This window comes from Pseudomonas sp. B21-054 (assembly GCF_026016345.1).
Classification (GTDB): domain Bacteria; phylum Pseudomonadota; class Gammaproteobacteria; order Pseudomonadales; family Pseudomonadaceae; genus Aquipseudomonas.
In genome coordinates, this window is sequence record NZ_CP087204.1 from 3,750,416 (window position 1) to 3,769,324 (window position 18,909).

Genomic DNA, 18,909 nt, shown 5'->3' on the forward strand with positions numbered 1-18,909 from the left:
TGCCATGCTCCGACGCCATTTGCTTGCTTCACTCGCGCTGTTGCCGCTGTCGTTTGCGGTCCCGACCCTGGCACCTGTTGCCGCCGCCGCCAACGTCACTGAGGTGCTGTTGCCGCCATGGGGCACGCTGCCCAAGGGCATGACCGACCGCCTCGCCAGCGAAACCGGCGTGACGCTGGATACGCAGACGCTGGGCTGGGACCAGATCCTGACCAAGGTCGCCACCTCGATGATTGCCGGCAGCCCACCGGCCGACACCACGGAAGTGGACTGGTCATGGGTCGGTCAATTTGGCGCCGCCAACTGGTACCTGCCGCTCAACGATGCCGTGGACGCCGCCACCCTGGCGGACATCCCTTCGGCGAAGTTCTTCATGGTCGATGGAAAGCTGTTGGCGGTGCCGTATGCCAATGACTTCCGTGTGCTGATCTATAACCGCGACCACCTCAGCCGAGCGGGTATCAAGACGGCACCGACCACCCCAGAACAGTTGCTGGCCGATGCCAAGGCGATCAAGGCCAAGAACATCACGCAATACCCGATCGCCCTGCCCTTGTCCGCCACGGAAGGCAGCGCCACCGCCTGGTATCTGCTGACCAAGGTGTTCGGCGGCGAGCTGTTCAACGACCAATTCGAACCGCAATTCATCAAGCCCGACTCCGCTGGCTATCGCGCCATGGCGTTTGAAATCGAAGCGCTCAAGCAAGGCCTGATCAGTCCGGCGGCGACCGGCCTCAAGGACGTTGAAGTGCAGGAGTTGTTCAAGAAAGGTGACGCGTCGTTCGACCTTGCCGGTTGGGCCGGCAACGTTGCGGTCTACAGCGACCCGAGCAAATCCCAGGTGGCCGACCATGTCGCCGCGGCATTGATGCTGAGCACCACCGGGACCGCGCGCACCATCGGCCTGCCGGAAGCCATGGGCATCCCCGCCACGGCGAAAAACAAAGACGGCGCCAAGACCTTCATCAACTGGTTCATCAAGCCCGAGAACCAGATCGAGAGCTACAAGACCCTTGGCAACCTGCCCACCCGCACCAGCGTGCTCAAGCAGCTCAACAGCGAAGGCAAACTCAAGAGCGGTGATGTGATCCTGCAACAGGCCACGCTGGTCGATCCGCTGTTCAAGCAAGGCACGCCCGTCTGGTACCCGCAGTTCACCAGTGCGGTGTCCGGGGCCCTGAACCAGGCCGCCAAGGGGCAGCTGACCGTGGCCCAGGCCGTGGCGCAAATTGCCGAAGAAGCCAAGAGCGCGATGCAACCGTGATGACATTAGCCTCCATCAGGGAGCGCTTGCGCCCCACACCGGGTGAAACCTGGCTCGGCCTGGCATATGTGCTGCCGATTATCCTGGTAATGGCCAGCCTGGTCTTCGTGCCGTTGCTGGCGACGGTGTTCGACAGCCTGTATCGGATTGACCCGATGCGCCCCGGGACGCCCTTCGTCGGCCTGCTCAACTACCAGAACCTGGCGACCGACAGCAACGTCCAGCATGCCACCTGGAACACCCTGGTCTACGTCGTACTGGCGGTGGTGCTGGAAACCCTCGGGGGCCTGGCTGCGGCGCTGCTGTTGAACAAAGTGCGACATGGCCGGCAATGGCTGCTGGCGATCCTGGTATTGCCCTGGTGCTTGCCGCCGGTGGTCAACGCGCTGGTCTGGCTGTGGATCTACAACCCCAGCTATGGCGTGTTGAACAACCTGCTCAAGGGCATTGGGCTGATCAGCGAAAACCAGGTGTGGTTCAACGACCATCACACCGCATTGCTGTTGATTGCCCTGGTGCATGTCTGGCGCATGTTGCCGCTCACCGCGATCATTTTGCTGGCGGCGCTGCAGGCGATTCCTGGCGACTTGTATGAAGCCGCCAAGCTCGACGGAGCCGGGCGGATCAAATGCTTTCGCATGATCACCTTGCCCCTGATTGCCGGTGGCCTGGCCATTTCCCTCAGCCAGTCGACGGTGTTCGCCTTCAACCTGTTCGATGAAGCGTGGATCCTCAACGGCGCGAGCCTGGACACCCGCAGCCTGATCATTCAGGTGTACATGTCGGCGTTCCAGAACCTGAAGTTCTCCTATGGCATGGCGTTGTCGGTGCTGGCGATGATCGCCTCGCTGCTGGTATCGATGGTCTACGTGCTCAAGGTCTATCGCGAAACGAGGTTCGACTGATGCGCCGATACTTCCTCGAAGGCCTGGGCAAGGCCGGGTTCGCCCTGGCGCTGCTGGCGCTGGTACTGTGGTCGTTGGGCCCGGTGTATTGGGCGGTCATCACCAGCTTCACCGACCCACGCGAGATGCTCAGCGGCCAGCTCCACCTGTGGCCACAACACCCGACCCTGGAGCACTTCGCCAAGTTGTTCGGCGCCAGCAGTTCATCCCAGGGTAACGAAGTGCAATCGGTGTGGCCGCAGTTTTCCAGGGCCTTCCTCAACAGCCTGGTGACCTCGGTAGCCGCGACCTTGTTGACGCTGGTGGCGGCCGCGTTCGGTGGCTACGCCTTTGTGCGCTTGCGCTTCCCCGGTCGCGACCTGCTGTTCGCATTGGTGGTGGCGAGCATGGCGGTGCCGGCGTACACGGTAATGATTCCGCTGTACCGCCTGATGATCAGCCTGCAGCTGATCGATACCTACCTGGGCGTGACGCTGATCTACGTCTCCGCCTTCTTGCCCCTGGCCCTGTGGCTGATGCGCAGCGTCTACCAATCGCTGCCGGTATCGCTGGAAGAAGCGGCGTGGCTGGATGGCGCGGGGCGCACCTACACCCTGGTCCGCATCGTCCTGCCCCTGGCGGCGCCGGGCCTGATCGCCACCGCGATCCTGACGTTCCTCAGCGCCTGGGGGCAGTTCATGGTGCCGCTGGTGTTCTCGCCATCGCTGGCCACCAAATCGCTGACCGTGCTGATTCCTGAATTCGTCACCCGCAACTACGTCGACTACGGCCTGATGAACGCCGCCGGTGTGATCGCGATGCTGCCTCCGGTGCTGCTGGTGATTTTCCTCAACCGTTTCCTGGTGCGCGGGCTGATTGCCGGCGCGACCAAATAATCCCTCTCTTCAAGGACTGCCCCATGAACATCACTGAACAGGTCATCGTCGAGCAATTCCCTTTTTGGGCCGCGGCGCTGACTCAGCCACTGCCAGACTTTACTGCCGCCACAACGGTCGTGGTCGGTTGCGGCACGTCCTACTACCTGGCACAAAACGTCGCCAGTGCCTTGAACCTCAACGGCAAGCACGCCATCGCCGTGCCGGGTGGCGAGTGGGCCCGACGCCCGGCGGCCTACCTGGCCACCACCAAGGATGTGAAGGTCATCGCCCTGTCGCGCAGTGGCGAGTCGACCGAAACCGTGCAGGCCGTCGACGCCAGCCGCGCCCGCGGCCTGGAAACCCTGGGCATCACCTGCGAAGACGACAGCAGCCTGGCGCGCAACAGCGACCAAGTGCTGTTCGCCCCGACCCACGCCCTTGAAGGCATCGTCATGAGCAGCTCGGCAAGCCTGATGCTGTTGCTTGGTTTGCGCCTGGCCGGTGCCGAGCTTGACCCGGCGATCACGGCCAGCGCCGAACGAGCGATGCGCAGCCTCGACAACCAACTCAACAGCGATCTGCTCTCGCGCTCGCACTTCGTGTACCTGGGCGGCGGCGCCTATTACGGCCTGGCCAGCGAAGGCGCACTGAAATTGCAGGAAATGAGCCTGACCTACACCCAAGTCTTCCACCCGCTGGAATACCGTCATGGGCCCGTCAGCCTGGTGGATGAAAAAACCTGCGTGGTACTGATCTACAGCCCCGACACGCTCGAAGAAGAAAGCCAGCTGTGCGGCGAACTGCAGGCCAAGGGCGCGCGGGTCATCGGCTTTGGCGGTCCCGGCGACCTTTCGATCGACATCACCCAGCGTGGACTTGACCGCAGCCTGGCGATCCTGCCGGCGTTGCAATTGTTTGGCGAACGCCTGGCCCAGCACAAACACCTGGACAGCACCGCACCGCGCCACCTGACCAAGGTTGTGCGCCTTTCCTGAATTGCGGCTTCGACACAGGCAGACTTCCCAATGGCAACGGTCAACATCCAACAACTCCAGAAGAACTACGGCGCGATTGCGGTGCTGCACGGCATCGACCTGGCCATCGCCGACGGTCAATTCGTTTCATTGGTCGGGGCGTCCGGCTGCGGCAAGTCAACGCTGTTGCGAATGATCGCCGGGCTGGAAACGGTCAGTGCCGGGACCATCGAGCTCAATGGCAAGGTCATCAACACCCTTTCGCCCAAGGACCGGGACATCGCCATGGTGTTCCAGAACTACGCGCTGTATCCGCACATGACGGTGGCGCAGAACATGGGCTTCAGCCTGCACTTGCGCAAGGAGTCCCCTGAACGCATCGACAAGGCCGTGCGGGAAACCGCCGCCCTGCTCGGCCTCACGCCGTACCTGGAGCGCTACCCCAAGGCCCTGTCGGGCGGCCAACGCCAGCGCGTCGCCATGGGCCGGGCCATCGTGCGCCAACCCCAGGTGTTTCTGTTCGACGAACCGCTGTCCAACCTCGACGCCAAGCTACGAGTGCAGATGCGCATCGAGATCCGCACCCTGCAACGCCGGCTCGGCACCACCGCCATCTACGTGACCCACGACCAGATGGAGGCCATGACCATGTCCGACCTCATCGTGGTGATGAACGCCGGACGGATCGAACAAGTCGGCGCACCCATCGAAGTCTACGACCGCCCGGTGAACCTTTTCGTCGCGACCTTCATCGGCTCACCGGCGATGAACCTGATCGAGGGAGTGCTGGAGCACGAAGGCCCGCTGTCGTTCGTGCGCGTTGGTGGACACAGCATCGCACTGGGTCGGCACATCGATCGGCCGCCCTCGACTCCGGTGGTGGTCGGTATCCGACCCGAACACGTGACCCTGGCGCCAGTGGAAGGCGCAACGTTTTCGCTGCCCCTGGGAGTTGAATTGATTGAGCCGACCGGCGCCGACAGCCACGTCTACGGGCACTCTTGCGGCGCCCAGGTGATGGCCTCACTGTCGCGCCGCGACAGCTTGGCACTGGGCGACCAGGTGACGTTACGTGGGCGCTGCGAGCAGTTGCATGTATTCGACAAGGCCAGTGGGATGCGGATCGACTGAAACGGCCAGGTGGCAGGCGGAGTCAGAAGCCCGGCCAACGGGGTTCGGCCCGGAACTGATGTTGACGGGCACATTGAGGTCGAAATGTGCCGCTGTCACCGCCCGGCCCCTGCCACGTCGAATCCCCTCTTCAAATCGTCGATCAGCGCCCCGACATCTTCCAGCCCCACGTGCAACCGAACCACCGGATTCAACGCCCGATCCGCCGCGCTGTTGCGATCCTGGGTGTCAGCGACAGTTACCAGACTCTCAAAGCCACCCCAGGAAGCGCCCAACCCGAACAGCCGCAATGCATCGATGAACCGTTCGAGGTACGCATCGTCGGCCTCACGAAGCTCAAAGGACAGCAACCCATTGCTCCCCTTGAAATCCCGCTGCCACAACCCATGACCGGGATGCTCGGCCAAGGCCGGATGGAAGACCCGTTTCACCTGCGGTTGTGCCTGTAGCCACCGAGCGATTTCCAGCGCCTGACGTTCGTGCACTTCCAGGCGTGGCCCCAGGGTTCGCGCGCCCCGCAGCACCAGATAGGCGTCATCGGGGCTGACGGTACTGCCGAAAGTGTGGCTCATGGCCGCCAGTGCCGGCCAGGCCTCTTGGCGCGTGCAGACGCTGCCCATGACCACATCGCTATGGCCGCTCAGGTATTTGGTCAGGGCCATGATCGAGATGTCCGCGCCAAGGCTCAGTGGTTGGTACAGGACGCCGGAACCCCACGTGTTGTCGACCGCCAGCAGGATGCCGCGTGGCTTGCAGAGTGCGGCAATGGCTGGCAGGTCGCAGAGTTCGTACAGCAAGGATCCAGGCACTTCCGTGTAGACCATTTTGGTGTTGGCTTGCAGTCGTCCGGGCAGGTCGCTGCCGTCGGGAGCGAAGTAGCTGACTTCTATGCCGAACGCCTCGAGAAAATCCCTGGCCACACGGCGTACCGGCGAATACACCGCGTCGGTGATCAACACGTGGTCACCGGGCCGCAGGTAGGCCAGGAAGGTTTGCGCCACGGCAGCCAGGCCGGTGCCGAACAAGCGGGTGCGATAGCCGCCTTCCAGTTCAGTGACGAGGTCTTCCAGGGCGAACGCTGTCGGATTGCCCCGAGCGCCATAACTCAGGACCCGTTCGCTGTCGCGCCGGGAACGGGCGTCACGCATTTGCGCCAGGTTGTCGAACAGCACCGTGCTCAGGCGACTGACCGGTACGTTGACCAACCGGGCACCGCTGCCCTTCTCTGTCCGTGCCCCATGGACCAGCCAGGTGCGGACCTGCTCATCGACAGGGGGTTGAGGTGGCGACTGCAACGGCTTGAGGCTGGCGATCTCGGCTTCGTTCATTTGCGCCAGCAGGCCGATTTCCCAGGCCAGGTACTGTCGCGCTGCGTCCTTGTTGCCGGAATGGCGATCATGGGTAAAAAACAGGAAGTCGATGCATTGTTCATCTGGCAGCGTGTCGGCGCCCTCTTGTAGTGCCAGTCCTGCTGCGCGCCAGGCATCAAGGCCGCCGTCCAGCAAGTGGAGCTGGGCGTGGGGCAACTCCAGCGCCGCCAAGGCAGCCAGTCGGGGATCATCGGCCAACAACACCAGCGGGCGCCGCTCACCTGCCACCGCATCGGCCAACAACGGCCGGATCGACCAGCGCGCCCCAGCAATATGAGCTTTGCGATAGGCCATGCTCGGCCGCAGATCGATCAATGCAACCGCGTCGTCCTTCAGGGCATCGGCCAAGGCTTGCACGCTGATCAAAGGCAAGGTTGCAGCGGCTAAGGCCACGTCGAGCGCCGGCAGTGCCAAGCCACTGTCCACGCCTTCCGCCAGCACATAGGCCTCATGCCCCAGCTGCCGCAGCCAGCCGGCAATGATCGGGGCGCGCACGCCATCGTTGTCGAACAGCACCAAGCGCGCCTGGCGTACCCCCACATACAGATCGGTGGACTGAACCAGCTGCCCGCCCGGCGTGTGTTGCGCCCCCGGCAGAGTGCCGGCGGCGAATTCCTCGGCGGTGCGCACGTCACACAGGAAAAGACTGCGCCCGGCGTCCCTCGTCCATTGCTCGACCTGGGCAGCCGCAACCGTCTGCGCTCCGGCCCGCTCGGCCAATTGCACCGCCGCCAGCCGCTGCTCCGAAAGCCTGGCGGTCGACACCTCGTCGGCATACCGGCGGCCACTGCCACGCTCCAGCTGGAAGTCTTCCAGTTCCCAACCCTGAGTGCCGTTTTCCAGGGCATAGACCGGGTTCTTCACGCCCAGGTCGATCAGCGTCTGGGCGCCGATAATGCTGCGGGTCCGACCGGCGCAATTGACCACGATTGGCGTGTCCATATCCGGTACCAGGTCGTGCACGCGATAACCCAATTCGCCGTTCGGGCAACAGACCGAACCGGGAATGGTCATCTTGCGATACTCCTCGAACGGCCGACCGTCGAGTATCACCAGCGGTTCGCCCCGGGCCTGCCACTGGGCCAGTTGTCGCGCGGTGATGTGCGGCGTGTGACGGGCCTCCTCCACCTTCTCGCCAAAAGCCTTGGACGGCACGTGCACACCGGCAAACAGCTGGAAACCGGCGGCCTTCCAGCCGTCGGCACCGCCCTCCAGTACATGCACGTTAGCATACCCGAGCGCCGCCAGGCGCTGCGCCGCGCGTGCAGCCAGGCCAGCGCCATCCTGGTCATAAATCACCAGTCGCACCAACGGATTGGGCGCCAGCCGCCGAACCTCCAACTCCAGGCGACTGTAGGGCAGGTTTACCCCGAAAAACAGATGAGCCTCGCCATACTGGCCGTGCTCGCGTACGTCAAACAGGGCAATTTCCTGCCCGTCGAACAACCACTGCTGCAGTTGTCCGGGAGTGATGGTCTGGCTCATGGGAGTCCCGCTGGAAGAATGGAATGACTGGAACGCCAGAAAGCGTCAGTGGGCGTAGGCCTTGATCGACGGTGCCATTTGCGAGGCGTTGTAATTGAGGATGCGTCCGTCGGTTTCCACGCCGTAACGACCGTTGAGCGACTCCAGCGGCAAGCCATAAAGATGAAAGTGCAGGGTCGGTTGCGAGCCGGCGACGTGAATACCATGCAGGTCTTCACCCAGGAACGCGATGGAGATGCCGGGCTGCACGATCACTTCCTTTTCCAGATGCAACGTGGTGTACCCAGGCTCGCGACCTTCGTCATCGCGACGGTAGACGTAGTTGATTTCCTGGCCTTCGACGGCACTGATAATGGCCCAGGTTTCGTGGTTGTGGGGGATCGTGCTTTTACCCGGCAACAACGAGTTCAGGTACAGCGTCGGGGTGTCGCCGTCGTCATTGAGGCGGTAGCGGAACGCGGTGCTGCCCTGCCCCGGCACCGGCGCCGGGAAGGTGTCGAAGTTGAACAGATCGCGACGCTCGGCCAAGTCTTCCAACAGGCCAACGATTTCGCTCAGTGCCGCGCGGTCGACCCCACGCTGATGGATGACGCGCACTTTTTGCAGGAAGGCTTCGATGACATCAGGACGGCTAAAGATACTCATGGGGGCAGGCTCCATTTTTTAGAATAGGCAGTTAGACGGACAGGCTGTAGCGACTCAGGTTGGTCAGCAGATAGGGATCGTGGGCAACGGGCGGTCGGCGTCCTGGATCACCCAAGGCATGACGCAAAAACTCCCCGGTGCGCTCGCTGCTGGGGTGCTGGAAAATCTGCGCGGCGCTGCCGTGCTCGACGATCACCCCGTTCTCGGTGAAATAGACGACGTCGCTGATCTCCTCGGCGAAGCGCATTTCGTGGGTAACCAGCACGCAGGTCATGCCCTCTTCGGTCAGCTCACGAATCACCGTCAGCACTTCGCCGACGGTTTCCGGGTCCAGGGCCGAGGTCACTTCATCGAACAGGATCAGCTCCGGACGCATCGCCAGGGCCCGGGCAATCGCCACCCGCTGCTGCTGACCGCCCGAGAGCTGGCCCGGGTAGGCATCGGCCTTGTGCTCCATGCGCACCTTGGCCAACAAGGCGCGGGCGTCTTTCTCGGCGTCGCCCCGGTTGCGTCCCAGCACTTTGCAAGGGGCAATCACCAGGTTCTCCAGCACCGACAGATGCGGGAACAGGTTGTATTGCTGGAACACGAATCCCACGCGCTTGCGCAGCTCGATGCGCTGGGCTTCCCGGGCCAGGGTGTGAACCTCGGTGGCGCCGACACGAATGCTGCCACGCTGGGGCTGCAACAGGCCGGTGATGCAACGCAGGATCGTCGACTTGCCCGAGCCGGACGGGCCGATGATCGACACGGCCTGGCCACGGCGCACGTCGAGGTCGATGCCCTTGAGCACCGGGTTGTTGCCAAACGACAGGTGCAGGTCGCGCAGGCTGACCAAGGGCTCGGCGACGGATTCAGTAGAAGGCATAACGTCGCTCCAGGTATTGGGTGAGGCGGGAAATCGGGTAGCAATAGGCAAAGAACAGCACCAGCAGGCTCAGGTAAATCACCACGGTGAAACCGGTCAGGTTCACGGTGTTGCTGGCGATTTGCGCGGTGTCGATCACGTCATGCACACCCACCAGGGAGGCCAGCGCAGTGCCCATGGTGATCACCGCGTAGAGGTTCATCCACGGCGGCAACATGCGCTTGAAGCATTGCGGCAGGATGATCGAGCGGAAAATCTGCCCACGGGTGAACGCCAGGGAGCGCGCCGCCTCCCATTGGGTGCTGGGAATCGAGGCGATGGCGCCACGGAAGATTTCCGCGACATTGGCGCTGGCCGGCAGCGCCAGGCCGAGGGTGACCTTGACCCAGTCCGGAAACGAGACATAACTGTTGCCGATACGGATCTCGAACGGGAACACATAGGTGGTGAAATAGATCAGCACCAGCCAGGGCGCGTTGCGGAAGATCTGTACCCAGATCCGCGCCGGCCAGCGCAACAGGCGCAGGGGCGACAACACCATGGCCCCCAGCAACAGTCCCGCCACCGAGCCCAAGCCGATGGCCAACAGGCTGATAAGAATATTCTGGCCGAACCCCGCGACCAGGGCTGGCGACCATTGCACCAAGGCCTTGAACACCGGACTCGAGGGGGCGAAGCAAATCAGCCAGAGCATGGCCCCCACCGCCACCAGCAACTTGCCGACATGTCGACGCGGCCACCCGACCCACGGCGCGACGACGGACGAATCAATGGCCATAACCAGGCATCCTCAGGCGCGCTTCGAGGTAGCGTCCCACACAATTGACGGTGAAACTCAACAGGCCGAAAAACGACAGGATCAGGATCATCAGCTCCAGCACGTTGTCGCTCTGGGTCCAGATCATGATGGCGGCGTAGGTGATGTCGCCCACGGCGATGGCCGAGGCCACGGCGGTCATTTTCACCAGGTCGATCAAGTTGTTGATCAGCGACGGCAAGGCGAAACGCAGGGCCAGGGGCAGTTGCACATTCCATAGCAGTTGGCGGCTGTTGAAGGCCAGCGAACTGGCCGCCTCCATCGTCACCGCGGGCACGGCTTCGATGCCGGCCCGCAGCGCTTCGGCGTGGAACGCGCCCTTGTGCAGCGAGATCACGATCACCACCCAGGCGAATGGCGTCAGCGGGTTGGCCGCGCCGACGGCCTGGGTCAGCAGCATGTTCAGTACCAGGAAGGCGCAATACAGCTGCACCAGAGTCGGTGTGTTGCGGGTGACTTCGACAAACACCCGCGCCGGCCTGGCGAGCCAGGGCTTGCCCGAGGTCAACAGCGCGGCCAGGCCGACACCCGCTAGCAGGCTGCCGACGATGGTCAACAGGCACAGCAGCACGGTGGTCAACGCGCCCTGCTCCAGAGTGCCGCGCTGATAGGCATCGAGCAGAAAACCGTAGTTGAGGCCTAGCCCGGCGCTCCAATGGACGAATTGCTCCAGCCAATGGTTCATGGCTCAGCCCTCAATTGAGCGCAGGCATGGGCGATGCGTTTTGCTGCTTCGACGACGGTGTCAGTCGCCGTGGCAATGGACAGCCGAAACCACGGCGACAAGCCATAGGCACTGCCCGCCACGCCGGCCACGCCCTCCTCCAGCAAATACGCGACGACATCGCCGTCGGAGGTCAAACGCTGGCCGTCCGGACGCCGTAACCCCAACAGCCCGGCACAGCGCACGAACACGAAAAAACCGCCCTGGGGTTCAAGGACTTCAAGCCCCTCGACCTGGCGTAACACACTCACCAGTGCGTCGCGACGTTGCTGATAAGCCGCCACCTGCCCTGGCAAGAACGCCAGCCCACCCTCGAGCGCGGCCAACGCCGCCGCTTGCCCCACGGAAGAAGCCCCCGAGGTGGATTGCGATTGCACCACGGTCATCGCCTCGGTCAACGTTTGCGGCCCGGCACCGAAGCCGATGCGCCAACCGGTCATGGCGTAGGTCTTGGACACCCCGCCTACCAGCAGGCAGCGCGACTGCAAGTCGGGGGCGACATTGAGCAGGCTCTGGGGCGGAAGACCGTCGAAACGGATGTGCTCGTAGAGTTCATCCAGCAGGATCAGCACGTGGGGATGACGACGCAACACGTCGGCCAAGCCTTGCAGTTCGGCCTCGCTGTACACCGCGCCGCTGGGGTTGCCGGGGCTGTTGAGGACCAGCCAGCGGGTGCGCTCGCCGATGTGTTGTTCCAGCTTCTGTGGGGTGAGCTTGCAACCCTGGGCCAGGCCGCATTCGATGAACACCGGTTCACCGCCATTGATGCGCACGCTGTCCGGAAAGGACGGCCAGTACGGCGTCGGTATCAGCACTTCGTCGCCGTCATCGAGGGTCGCGGCAAAAGCGTTGAAGATGATCTGTTTCGCGCCATTGGCAATCACGATGGATTGCAGCGGATAGTCCAGCTGGTTTTCCCTGCCCAGCTTACCTTGCACGGCGACCCGCAAGGCCTTCACCCCCGGCGTTGGCGTGTACTTGGTGGCGCCGCCGGCGATGGCGGCATAGGCGGCCTGCTTGATGTGCTCCGGCGTGTCGAAATCCGGCTCGCCAGTGGTCAGGTCGAGAATGTCGCGACCGGTCTCCCGCAAGGCCGTGGCCCGGGATTTGGCCGCGGCATTGGCCGACAGTGAGACATGCTGCACGCGTTTGGACAGGCGCATGGTCATGATTGGCCGCCCTCCAATACCTTGCCTGGATTGAGCAGGTTATGCGGATCCAGCGCCTGCTTGATACGGCGCATCAGGTCCAGTTCCACCGCACTTTTGTAACGCGCCAGCCGGTCGACCTTGAGCTGGCCAATCCCATGTTCGGCGCTGATCGAACCGCCGTGGGCATGGACACTGTCGTGGACCCGCTCGCTGATCGCCGCGTAATGGCGCATATGCGCTTCAACCGTGGAGCCCTGCGGATGGGCGACGTTGTAATGCAGGTTACCGTCGCCCAGATGGCCGAAGGTGTAATGCCGCACACCCGGAAAGTGCGCCTGCAACAACGCATCGGTGTGCTCGACGAACGCCACGACCTGGGAAATCGGCACCGAGATGTCATGCTTCATGTTGCGCCCGGCACGTTTCTGCGCCTCGCTCATGTTCTCGCGCAGCTGCCAGAACGCCTGGCTCTGAGCCAGGTTTTCAGCGATCAGTGCATCAGCCACCAGGTTCTGGTCGAAGGCCTCGCCCAGCACCTGTTCGAAGGCTTCCCGAGCATGGCTTTCGCTGTGGTTATCGGACAGTTCCAACAGCGCGAACCAAGGCTGGCCGGCGCCGAGGAACGGCCGCGCCCCTTCAGGAAACTGCTCGCGCAGCAGCGCCAGGCATTCGGCGCTGAGCAGCTCGAACGCCGTCAGGCTGGCGCCGAAACCAGCACGGGCATGGGACAGCAAGGCCACCGCCTGGCCCAGGGAATCGAAGGCCAGCAACGCCGTGGCCCGGGCCTTGGGCAGCGGGAACAACTTCAGGGTCGCAGCGGTGATGATGCCGAGTGTGCCCTCGCTGCCGATGAAAAGGTCCCGCAGGTCGTAACCGGTATTGTCCTTGCGCAAACCACGCAGGCCGTTCCAGATTTCACCCTGGGCGGTGACGACTTCCAGGCCCAGGGTCAGTTCACGGGCATTCCCATAGCGCAGCACGGCGGTGCCGCCGGCATTGGTGCCCAGGTTACCGCCGAGGGTGCAACTGCCTTCGGCACCGAGGCTCAGTGGAAACAGACGACCGGCCTGCCGGGCAACGTCCTGGACGGTTTGCAGGATGCAGCCCGCCTCGACGGTCAGGGTATCGTTATCGGTGTCCACCGCACGGACCCGATTCATACGATCGAGCAGCAGCAACACGGCGCGCCCGCTGGCGTCCGGGGTGGCGCCGCCCATCAGCCCGGTGTTGCCGCCCTGCACCACCACCGGTGTATCTGCCGCTACGCAAGCACGAACCACCGCCGCCACTTCCTCGGTGCTGGCCGGATGCACGGCGGCGAGCACCTGACCAACGTAACGGCCCTGTTTGTCGGTCAGGTACGGCGCGGCTTCTTCGCTGCTCTGCACATGGCTGGCGCCAAGCAGCGCCTGCAGGGTCGCCCACAACGATTGACTCATGGTTGCGCTGCCAGCGGAGCGGCACTGCGGTACTGCGCGTGCAAATCACGCAGTGCCTGGGACGGCGCCATGGCGGTGCGTTCGCCTAATTCGATCAGCCAGCCACTGCGATGCCAGTCGCGCACGATGGCATCGAGTTTCGCCTGGGTGTCGTGCTCGCCTTTGCGCAGCCAGATGACCGAGTTCGACGGGATCAGATCCCCCGGCAGTGGAATTTCATAGCCTGCCCACTCGGTTTCGCTCAACAGCGCGTGCAGGGTCGGACTCACATGCACCGCCGCCACGCAGCCATTGCCTCGCAACGACAACAACGATTCGGACTGGCTTCTAAAAGCCTTGATCTGCGCCCCGTAGGTTTCCTGCAATGGCTTGATGAAGTTGCTGCCCTGGGACACGCACACCGGTTTGCCCTTGAGATCGGCCCACTGGGCAATGCCGGAACCCTTGCGAATCAAAGCGGCGCCACCGACTTCTTCATAAGGTGTCGGCACATAGTCGAGGATCTCGGCCCGCTCTTCGGTGAACTGCATGTTGGCGATGAGGATGTCGACTTTGCCTTGTTGCAGGAATTGCACGCGGTTCGGCGCCAGGACCGACACCGTCTGGGCCTCGACCCCCAACGCCTTGCCGATGCCTTTTGCCAGCTCGACGTTGTAGCCCAGGTGCTCGCCGGTCTTGGGGTCGATGGTGCCGAACGGTGCGCCGCTGAGCATCACCCCGACGCTGATGACGTGGCGTTGCTCGATCTTGTCCAGTGTGGCATCGGCCTGTGCCAGGCCGGTGATGCAGGCGGCAGACCACGCCAGGCACAGGGTGGCAAACGTTTTAACGGAGAAAAATGGAGTCATGCACGGCTACCTTGAGCGACGGTCATTAAGGACGATGGGAAGAGCGACAGCGGTCAGGCGCCGTTGGCCTGGAACTGTTTCTGCAACTCCACCAGGGCGGGTGACGCGGGCGTGATGCGATTGCGGGTCTGCGCTTCGATCAACCAGCCGCTGCGGTGCAATTGCTTGATGATTGGGTCGAGCCTGGCCTGGGTATCGTTTTCACCCTTGCGGGTCCAGATCACCGAGGGTGCGGGATTCAGCTCCGGGCTGAGGGCGCGGTAGCCCTGCCATTCGCCGTTGTCGGCAATCAGCGGATTGATCAGCGTAGCGTCATGCACCGCCGCGACGCAGTTGTTGCCCCGTAGCGCCAGCAACGATTCCGAGGAGCTCTTGAAAGCCTTGATCTCGACGCCCAGCTCAGTGAGCGGCTTGATGTAGCTGCTGCCCTGGGACGTACACACCGGTTGATTTTTCAGGTCTTCCCAACGGCTGATCTTGCTGTCCTTGAGCACCGCTGCGGTACCGCCAACGCGGTAGAACGGCGTGGGCACAAAGCCGAGGATCTCGCCACGTTCGGCGGTCCATTCCATATTGGCGATCAACAGATCGACCTTGCCCTGCTGCAAGAACTGCACGCGGTTGGCCGGCAATACCGGCACCAGTTGCACCTCGGCGCCCAACTGCCGAGCCAGTTCCTGGGCGAGGTCGACGTTCAAGCCGCGAGGTTTCTGGGTGGCGGGATCGATGCCGCCGAAAGGGCCGCCGGACAGCAGCACACCGACCACCAGCTCATGGCGTTGCTCGATCTTGTCCAGGGTGGCATCGGCGCGCGCGACGTTGACACCCGACAATGAGATCAAGGCGCCCAGCATGACAGGTAGTAATCGATTTACGGATGAGCGCTCGAGCAACATGGATTTCCCCTCATGGACGATCGGCATCTTCCGACCTGATGAGTGGGCATCCTAGGTAGCGCCCTTGGGCAAAGGAAATTCAAATATCTCATATCGTTATAACTCACAGCGTTCCGCTTCCAGATAAAAAGCTTATAACCGCGAATTCACGGCTCTACAGAGAAGCGCAGACGAACACCTTCCAAACAATACATAAAAAACTGTAATGTTTAGGTTTGCCGCCCTGATATGAAGTCACCGCCATGTCGACCCTCGATCTCGAATTACTGCGCACCTTCATCGCCGTGGTCGATCACCACAGCTTTGCCGAAGCAGGCGCCCAGTTGTCCCGCACGCAATCGTCGGTGACCCAGCACATGCAGCGCCTGGAACAGCAGGTCGGCGTGAGCCTGTTCGAAAAGCGCGGGCGGCACAAGCAGCTCACCGAAGCCGGCCAGCACTTGCTGCGACATGCACGGCAGATGCTTTCACTCAACGACGACGTCCTCAGCTCCCTGCGTGAAAGCAGCCTCAGCGGCGTGCTGCGCATCGGCTCGCCCCATGACATCGCCGACACCATCCTGCCGCCGATCCTCAGCCACATCGCCCGCTCGGCCCCGCGCCTGCGCCTGGAAATCGATGTCGGCCGCAGCCCGTTCCTGATGGACGACCTGCACCGGGGCAAGGTCGACATGATCATCTCCACCCGCCAGGACCCAAGCCTTGAAGGCTTTGCCTTGCGCACCTCGCCGGTGTGGTGGATCTGCTCGGCGCAGTACCTGCATAACCCCGGCGAACCCTTGCCGCTGATTCTGGTGGATGAACCGAGCATCTACCGTCGCTATGCCCTGGAGGCACTGGAGCGCGCCAACATCCCCTGGCGCCAGGCCTACCTGGCTTCGAACCTGATCGGTATCAAGGCCGCGACCCGCGCCGGCTTGGGCGTCACCCCCCGCAGCATGGAAATGCTCGGGCCGGACATGCGGGTATTAGGTGAAAACGATGGCCTGCCTCGCTTGCCGGACGTGACGTATCACTTGTGGATCCGACCGAACACCGTGAATCCGCTGGTACGCCGGGCTTATGAGCTAATCAGGAATAACCAGGGACATGGAAACTGAGCGCTCGTGAAGAATGTGGACGACCTCAGCCCGGGTAAGTCAACGTCAGTCCCTGGACCTTCGCGGCGGGATTCAAGACCGCCTTGTTCGCCTTGCCTTTGTCCATGATGTGAATGACTTCAATGCCCCGGAGCAACAGGTAGTCGGCAATGATCCGACGATGGCAGCGCCACCAGACCGCCTCCGCACACATGAGCGCGCAGCGTTGGGTTCGGCTTAACTCAACGAGTCGCTCCAACCCCGCTTCAAACGCCTTCGAGAGCGCATAGTCGGCGTAGTTATGAAAGCTGCGGTTCTGCCAGTACGAATTGACCTCATCCGCAACGGTCTTGGATTTTTTGCGCAACCCACCCAGCTCTGGAATCTGCACATGCCGCAGCCCCCATTCGGCCAAGTGCGCCGGTAGCGTGTCCAGGTTGTATTGGGGGTTTGTCCGGGATCGCGGCACCGTCCTGACATCGACAATCGTCTCGATTTCAAAACCTTTGACTGTCTCGACGAATGCATCGAGGGTCCTGGTCGAATGGCCGATCGTGTAAATACAGGCATTTTCCATGGATGAAGATCCGCGCATTTATTCAGGTAGGTGCGTTTGGGATCACCTGCCTGAAGCATTAGTTCGCTGCACAGCCCCATGGTGATGGTTTCATGGGCCAAGAAATTCTTGTACAAATACTTGTACAAGAATTCGACCTTTGTACAATATTAAGTGCTAGCCTAATGCCATACAAATGAACGCACGGCCACCTTCGGTGTTCCGCCTCAACGAGCGACCTGCCATGAACCTATCCGTAAAAATGAAGCTCGGCATGAGCTTCGCTGCCCTGACTGCCCTGGTGCTACTCGTCAGCGTTCTCGCGATGGTCGCGTTGGCCAGGTTCAACGACGCCTTTTCACTCTACGTTGGCGGTGTGAATGCCCGCGAAGAACTGGCATCTGGACTGCTCATCGCCGCACAGCGACGTGCCGTCGCGGCGCGCAATATGGTGTTGGTTTCTTCCGAGGCCGATCTGAAGCTGGAACACGCGGCGGTCCTTGAAGCACACCAGGACGTCAAGGCGCGCCTCCAGGATTTGAAAAATGCGCTCGGCGCGATACCCGAGGCGCAATCACGCACAGAAAAACAGTTGCTGGCTGATATAGACCGCATCGAGGGTCTCTACGGCCCGGTGGCACTGGGAATTGTGGAGCGCGCGGCAACCGGTCAGCGGGAAGAAGCCATTGTGCGAATCAACCGCGATTGCATTCCGTTGCTACGGCAACTCCTGACGGCGGGCCAGGCTTACATGCAGCACAGCAGGGACGCGGCCAATGAGGCCGTGATCAGCGGCCACAATGAGTACGAAAGCCAACGCAACCTGATGATCGCGGTCAGCCTGGGCGCATTGTTGCTTGCCCTCGGACTCGGCATCGCCATCGTGAGAAGCCTGCTGCGTACCTTGGGCGCCGAACCATTTGACCTGTCCGCCGCAGCGCAGCGTGTTGCCTGCGGTGACATGCGCAACCTTCCAGAGGCAAAACAGGCGCCGAAAGGCAGTGTCATGGCTTCGCTGGGCGAAATGCAGCTGGGCCTTGGCAAGCTGATCGGCCAAGTGCGCACCTCGGCTGAAACCATTTCCGGGGCGGCAGCTGAACTATCCAGCGCGACTGAACAGGCCAGTCATGGGGTCGCGATTCAGAACCAGGAGGTCGATCAGGTGGCGACCGCCGTCCACGAAATGGCTGCGACGGTCCAGGAAGTGGCTCGAAACTCCGAACAGGTGGCCAGCGCTGCGCTTCGCGCCGATCAGCAAGCCCAAGCCGGTGAGGCAAAGGCGCGCCAGGCCATCAGCCAAATCAAGCACCTCGCCACGGAAGTCGCAGGGTCAAACAACGCCATGTCGCGCCTGAAACTCGAAACCGAGCAAATCGGCGGTGTGCTGGATGTCATCAAATCGGTAGCAGACCAGACCAATCTGCTGGCACTCAATGCGGCCATCGAAGCGGCTCGTGCGGGTGACGCCGGTCGTGGCTTCGCCGTCGTGGCCGATGAAGTTCGCCTGCTGGCACGTCGTACCCAGGATGCAACGGTAGAGATTCAATCTCTGATTGAAGGCCTGCAACGCATCGTCGATGAGGCCGCGACCAGCATGCAGCTGTGCAGCGACCTGACCGAACGGACGGTTGCGGGGGTTGATGACACCGGGGCTGCAGTCATGGACATTTCCCGCATGATCGCGGCGATCCAGCAAATGATGCAGCAGATCGCAACCGCCACCGAAGAACAGAGCGCGGTAGCCGAAGAAATCAGCCGGAGCATCACGCGAGTCAGGGAGGTTGCCGACGAGTCAGTGGCATCGACCGAGCAGACCGCGGCCTCGAGTGTTGAACTGGCCCGTCTTGGGGGAACACTGCAACAACAAGTCGGGCACTTCCAGGTTTGATGCGATACCCAG

17 protein-coding genes are annotated in these 18,909 nt (G+C 62.3%); 7 read left to right on the forward strand and 10 right to left on the reverse strand.

Translation table 11 applies throughout. From position 1 onward, the window contains the following. The first annotated feature begins 4 nt into the window (after positions 1-4). The 5 genes from LOY70_RS16305 to LOY70_RS16325 are packed head-to-tail and all read left to right on the forward strand — an operon-like array spanning position 5 to position 5,131. Entirely contained in the window at positions 5-1,264 is a 1,260-nt protein-coding gene (locus LOY70_RS16305) for an extracellular solute-binding protein (protein WP_265028447.1), read from the forward strand. Next, positions 1,264-2,169, forward strand: a complete 906-nt coding sequence (locus LOY70_RS16310; protein ID WP_123346666.1) for a carbohydrate ABC transporter permease — start codon at positions 1,264-1,266, stop codon at positions 2,167-2,169. The genes LOY70_RS16305 and LOY70_RS16310 overlap by 1 nt, the downstream gene beginning before the upstream one ends. Continuing rightward, positions 2,169-3,044 (forward strand): carbohydrate ABC transporter permease, encoded by an 876-nt coding sequence (locus LOY70_RS16315; RefSeq protein ID WP_265028448.1) that lies wholly within the window; start codon positions 2,169-2,171, stop codon positions 3,042-3,044. Before LOY70_RS16310 ends, LOY70_RS16315 begins: the two co-directional genes overlap by 1 nt. 23 nt (positions 3,045-3,067) lie before the next feature. Continuing rightward, positions 3,068-4,021 (forward strand): SIS domain-containing protein, encoded by a 954-nt coding sequence (locus LOY70_RS16320; RefSeq protein ID WP_265028449.1) that lies wholly within the window; start codon positions 3,068-3,070, stop codon positions 4,019-4,021. Between the two features lie 30 nt (positions 4,022-4,051). After that, positions 4,052-5,131: an ABC transporter ATP-binding protein gene (locus tag LOY70_RS16325; RefSeq protein ID WP_265028450.1), complete on the forward strand. Its 1,080-nt coding sequence runs from the start codon at positions 4,052-4,054 to the stop codon at positions 5,129-5,131. Between the two features lie 95 nt (positions 5,132-5,226). Here the strand turns inward: LOY70_RS16325 and metC are convergent, their stop codons facing one another. The 9 genes from metC to LOY70_RS16370 are packed head-to-tail and all read right to left on the reverse strand — an operon-like array spanning position 5,227 to position 15,374. Beyond that, positions 5,227-7,986, reverse strand: coding sequence for a cystathionine beta-lyase (gene metC / locus LOY70_RS16330; RefSeq protein WP_265028451.1), 2,760 nt, complete (start codon positions 7,984-7,986; stop codon positions 5,227-5,229). Between the two features lie 45 nt (positions 7,987-8,031). Continuing rightward, positions 8,032-8,631, reverse strand: a complete 600-nt coding sequence (locus LOY70_RS16335) for a cysteine dioxygenase (protein WP_265028452.1) — start codon at positions 8,629-8,631, stop codon at positions 8,032-8,034. Positions 8,632-8,662: 31 nt separating this feature from the next. Beyond that, positions 8,663-9,499 (reverse strand): amino acid ABC transporter ATP-binding protein, encoded by an 837-nt coding sequence (locus tag LOY70_RS16340; RefSeq protein ID WP_265028453.1) that lies wholly within the window; start codon positions 9,497-9,499, stop codon positions 8,663-8,665. Then, positions 9,486-10,277 carry an amino acid ABC transporter permease gene (locus LOY70_RS16345; protein WP_265028454.1) on the reverse strand — a complete coding sequence of 264 codons (792 nt, stop codon included), beginning with the start codon at positions 10,275-10,277 and terminating at the stop codon, positions 9,486-9,488. The genes LOY70_RS16340 and LOY70_RS16345 overlap by 14 nt, the downstream gene beginning before the upstream one ends. Continuing rightward, the gene (locus LOY70_RS16350) at positions 10,267-11,001 is read right to left on the reverse strand and encodes an amino acid ABC transporter permease (RefSeq protein ID WP_123416931.1); all 735 of its coding nucleotides are present in this window, start codon (positions 10,999-11,001) and stop codon (positions 10,267-10,269) included. Before LOY70_RS16350 ends, LOY70_RS16345 begins: the two co-directional genes overlap by 11 nt. After that, positions 10,998-12,209, reverse strand: coding sequence for an aminotransferase class I/II-fold pyridoxal phosphate-dependent enzyme (locus tag LOY70_RS16355; protein ID WP_265028455.1), 1,212 nt, complete (start codon positions 12,207-12,209; stop codon positions 10,998-11,000). The genes LOY70_RS16350 and LOY70_RS16355 overlap by 4 nt, the downstream gene beginning before the upstream one ends. Beyond that, positions 12,206-13,630: an FAD-binding oxidoreductase gene (locus LOY70_RS16360; RefSeq protein ID WP_265028456.1), complete on the reverse strand. Its 1,425-nt coding sequence runs from the start codon at positions 13,628-13,630 to the stop codon at positions 12,206-12,208. Before LOY70_RS16360 ends, LOY70_RS16355 begins: the two co-directional genes overlap by 4 nt. Beyond that, on the reverse strand, positions 13,627-14,478 hold the full coding sequence (locus tag LOY70_RS16365) for a transporter substrate-binding domain-containing protein (protein ID WP_265028457.1): 852 nt from the start codon (positions 14,476-14,478) through the stop codon (positions 13,627-13,629). The genes LOY70_RS16360 and LOY70_RS16365 overlap by 4 nt, the downstream gene beginning before the upstream one ends. A gap of 53 nt (positions 14,479-14,531) precedes the next feature. Next, positions 14,532-15,374: a transporter substrate-binding domain-containing protein gene (locus LOY70_RS16370; RefSeq protein WP_265028458.1), complete on the reverse strand. Its 843-nt coding sequence runs from the start codon at positions 15,372-15,374 to the stop codon at positions 14,532-14,534. A gap of 242 nt (positions 15,375-15,616) precedes the next feature. On the opposite strand from LOY70_RS16370, the gene LOY70_RS16375 reads away from it, so the two are divergent. Next, positions 15,617-16,474 carry a LysR substrate-binding domain-containing protein gene (locus LOY70_RS16375; protein ID WP_123346698.1) on the forward strand — a complete coding sequence of 286 codons (858 nt, stop codon included), beginning with the start codon at positions 15,617-15,619 and terminating at the stop codon, positions 16,472-16,474. A gap of 25 nt (positions 16,475-16,499) precedes the next feature. Here LOY70_RS16375 and LOY70_RS16380 read toward each other — a convergent pair whose 3' ends face one another. Continuing rightward, a complete protein-coding gene (locus LOY70_RS16380) occupies positions 16,500-17,030 on the reverse strand; it encodes a DUF488 family protein (protein WP_265028459.1) in 531 nt (176 codons plus the stop codon). Positions 17,031-17,253: 223 nt separating this feature from the next. On the opposite strand from LOY70_RS16380, the gene LOY70_RS16385 reads away from it, so the two are divergent. Beyond that, the gene (locus LOY70_RS16385) at positions 17,254-18,897 is read left to right on the forward strand and encodes a methyl-accepting chemotaxis protein (RefSeq protein ID WP_413776653.1); all 1,644 of its coding nucleotides are present in this window, start codon (positions 17,254-17,256) and stop codon (positions 18,895-18,897) included. Positions 18,898-18,909: the final 12 nt, after the last annotated feature.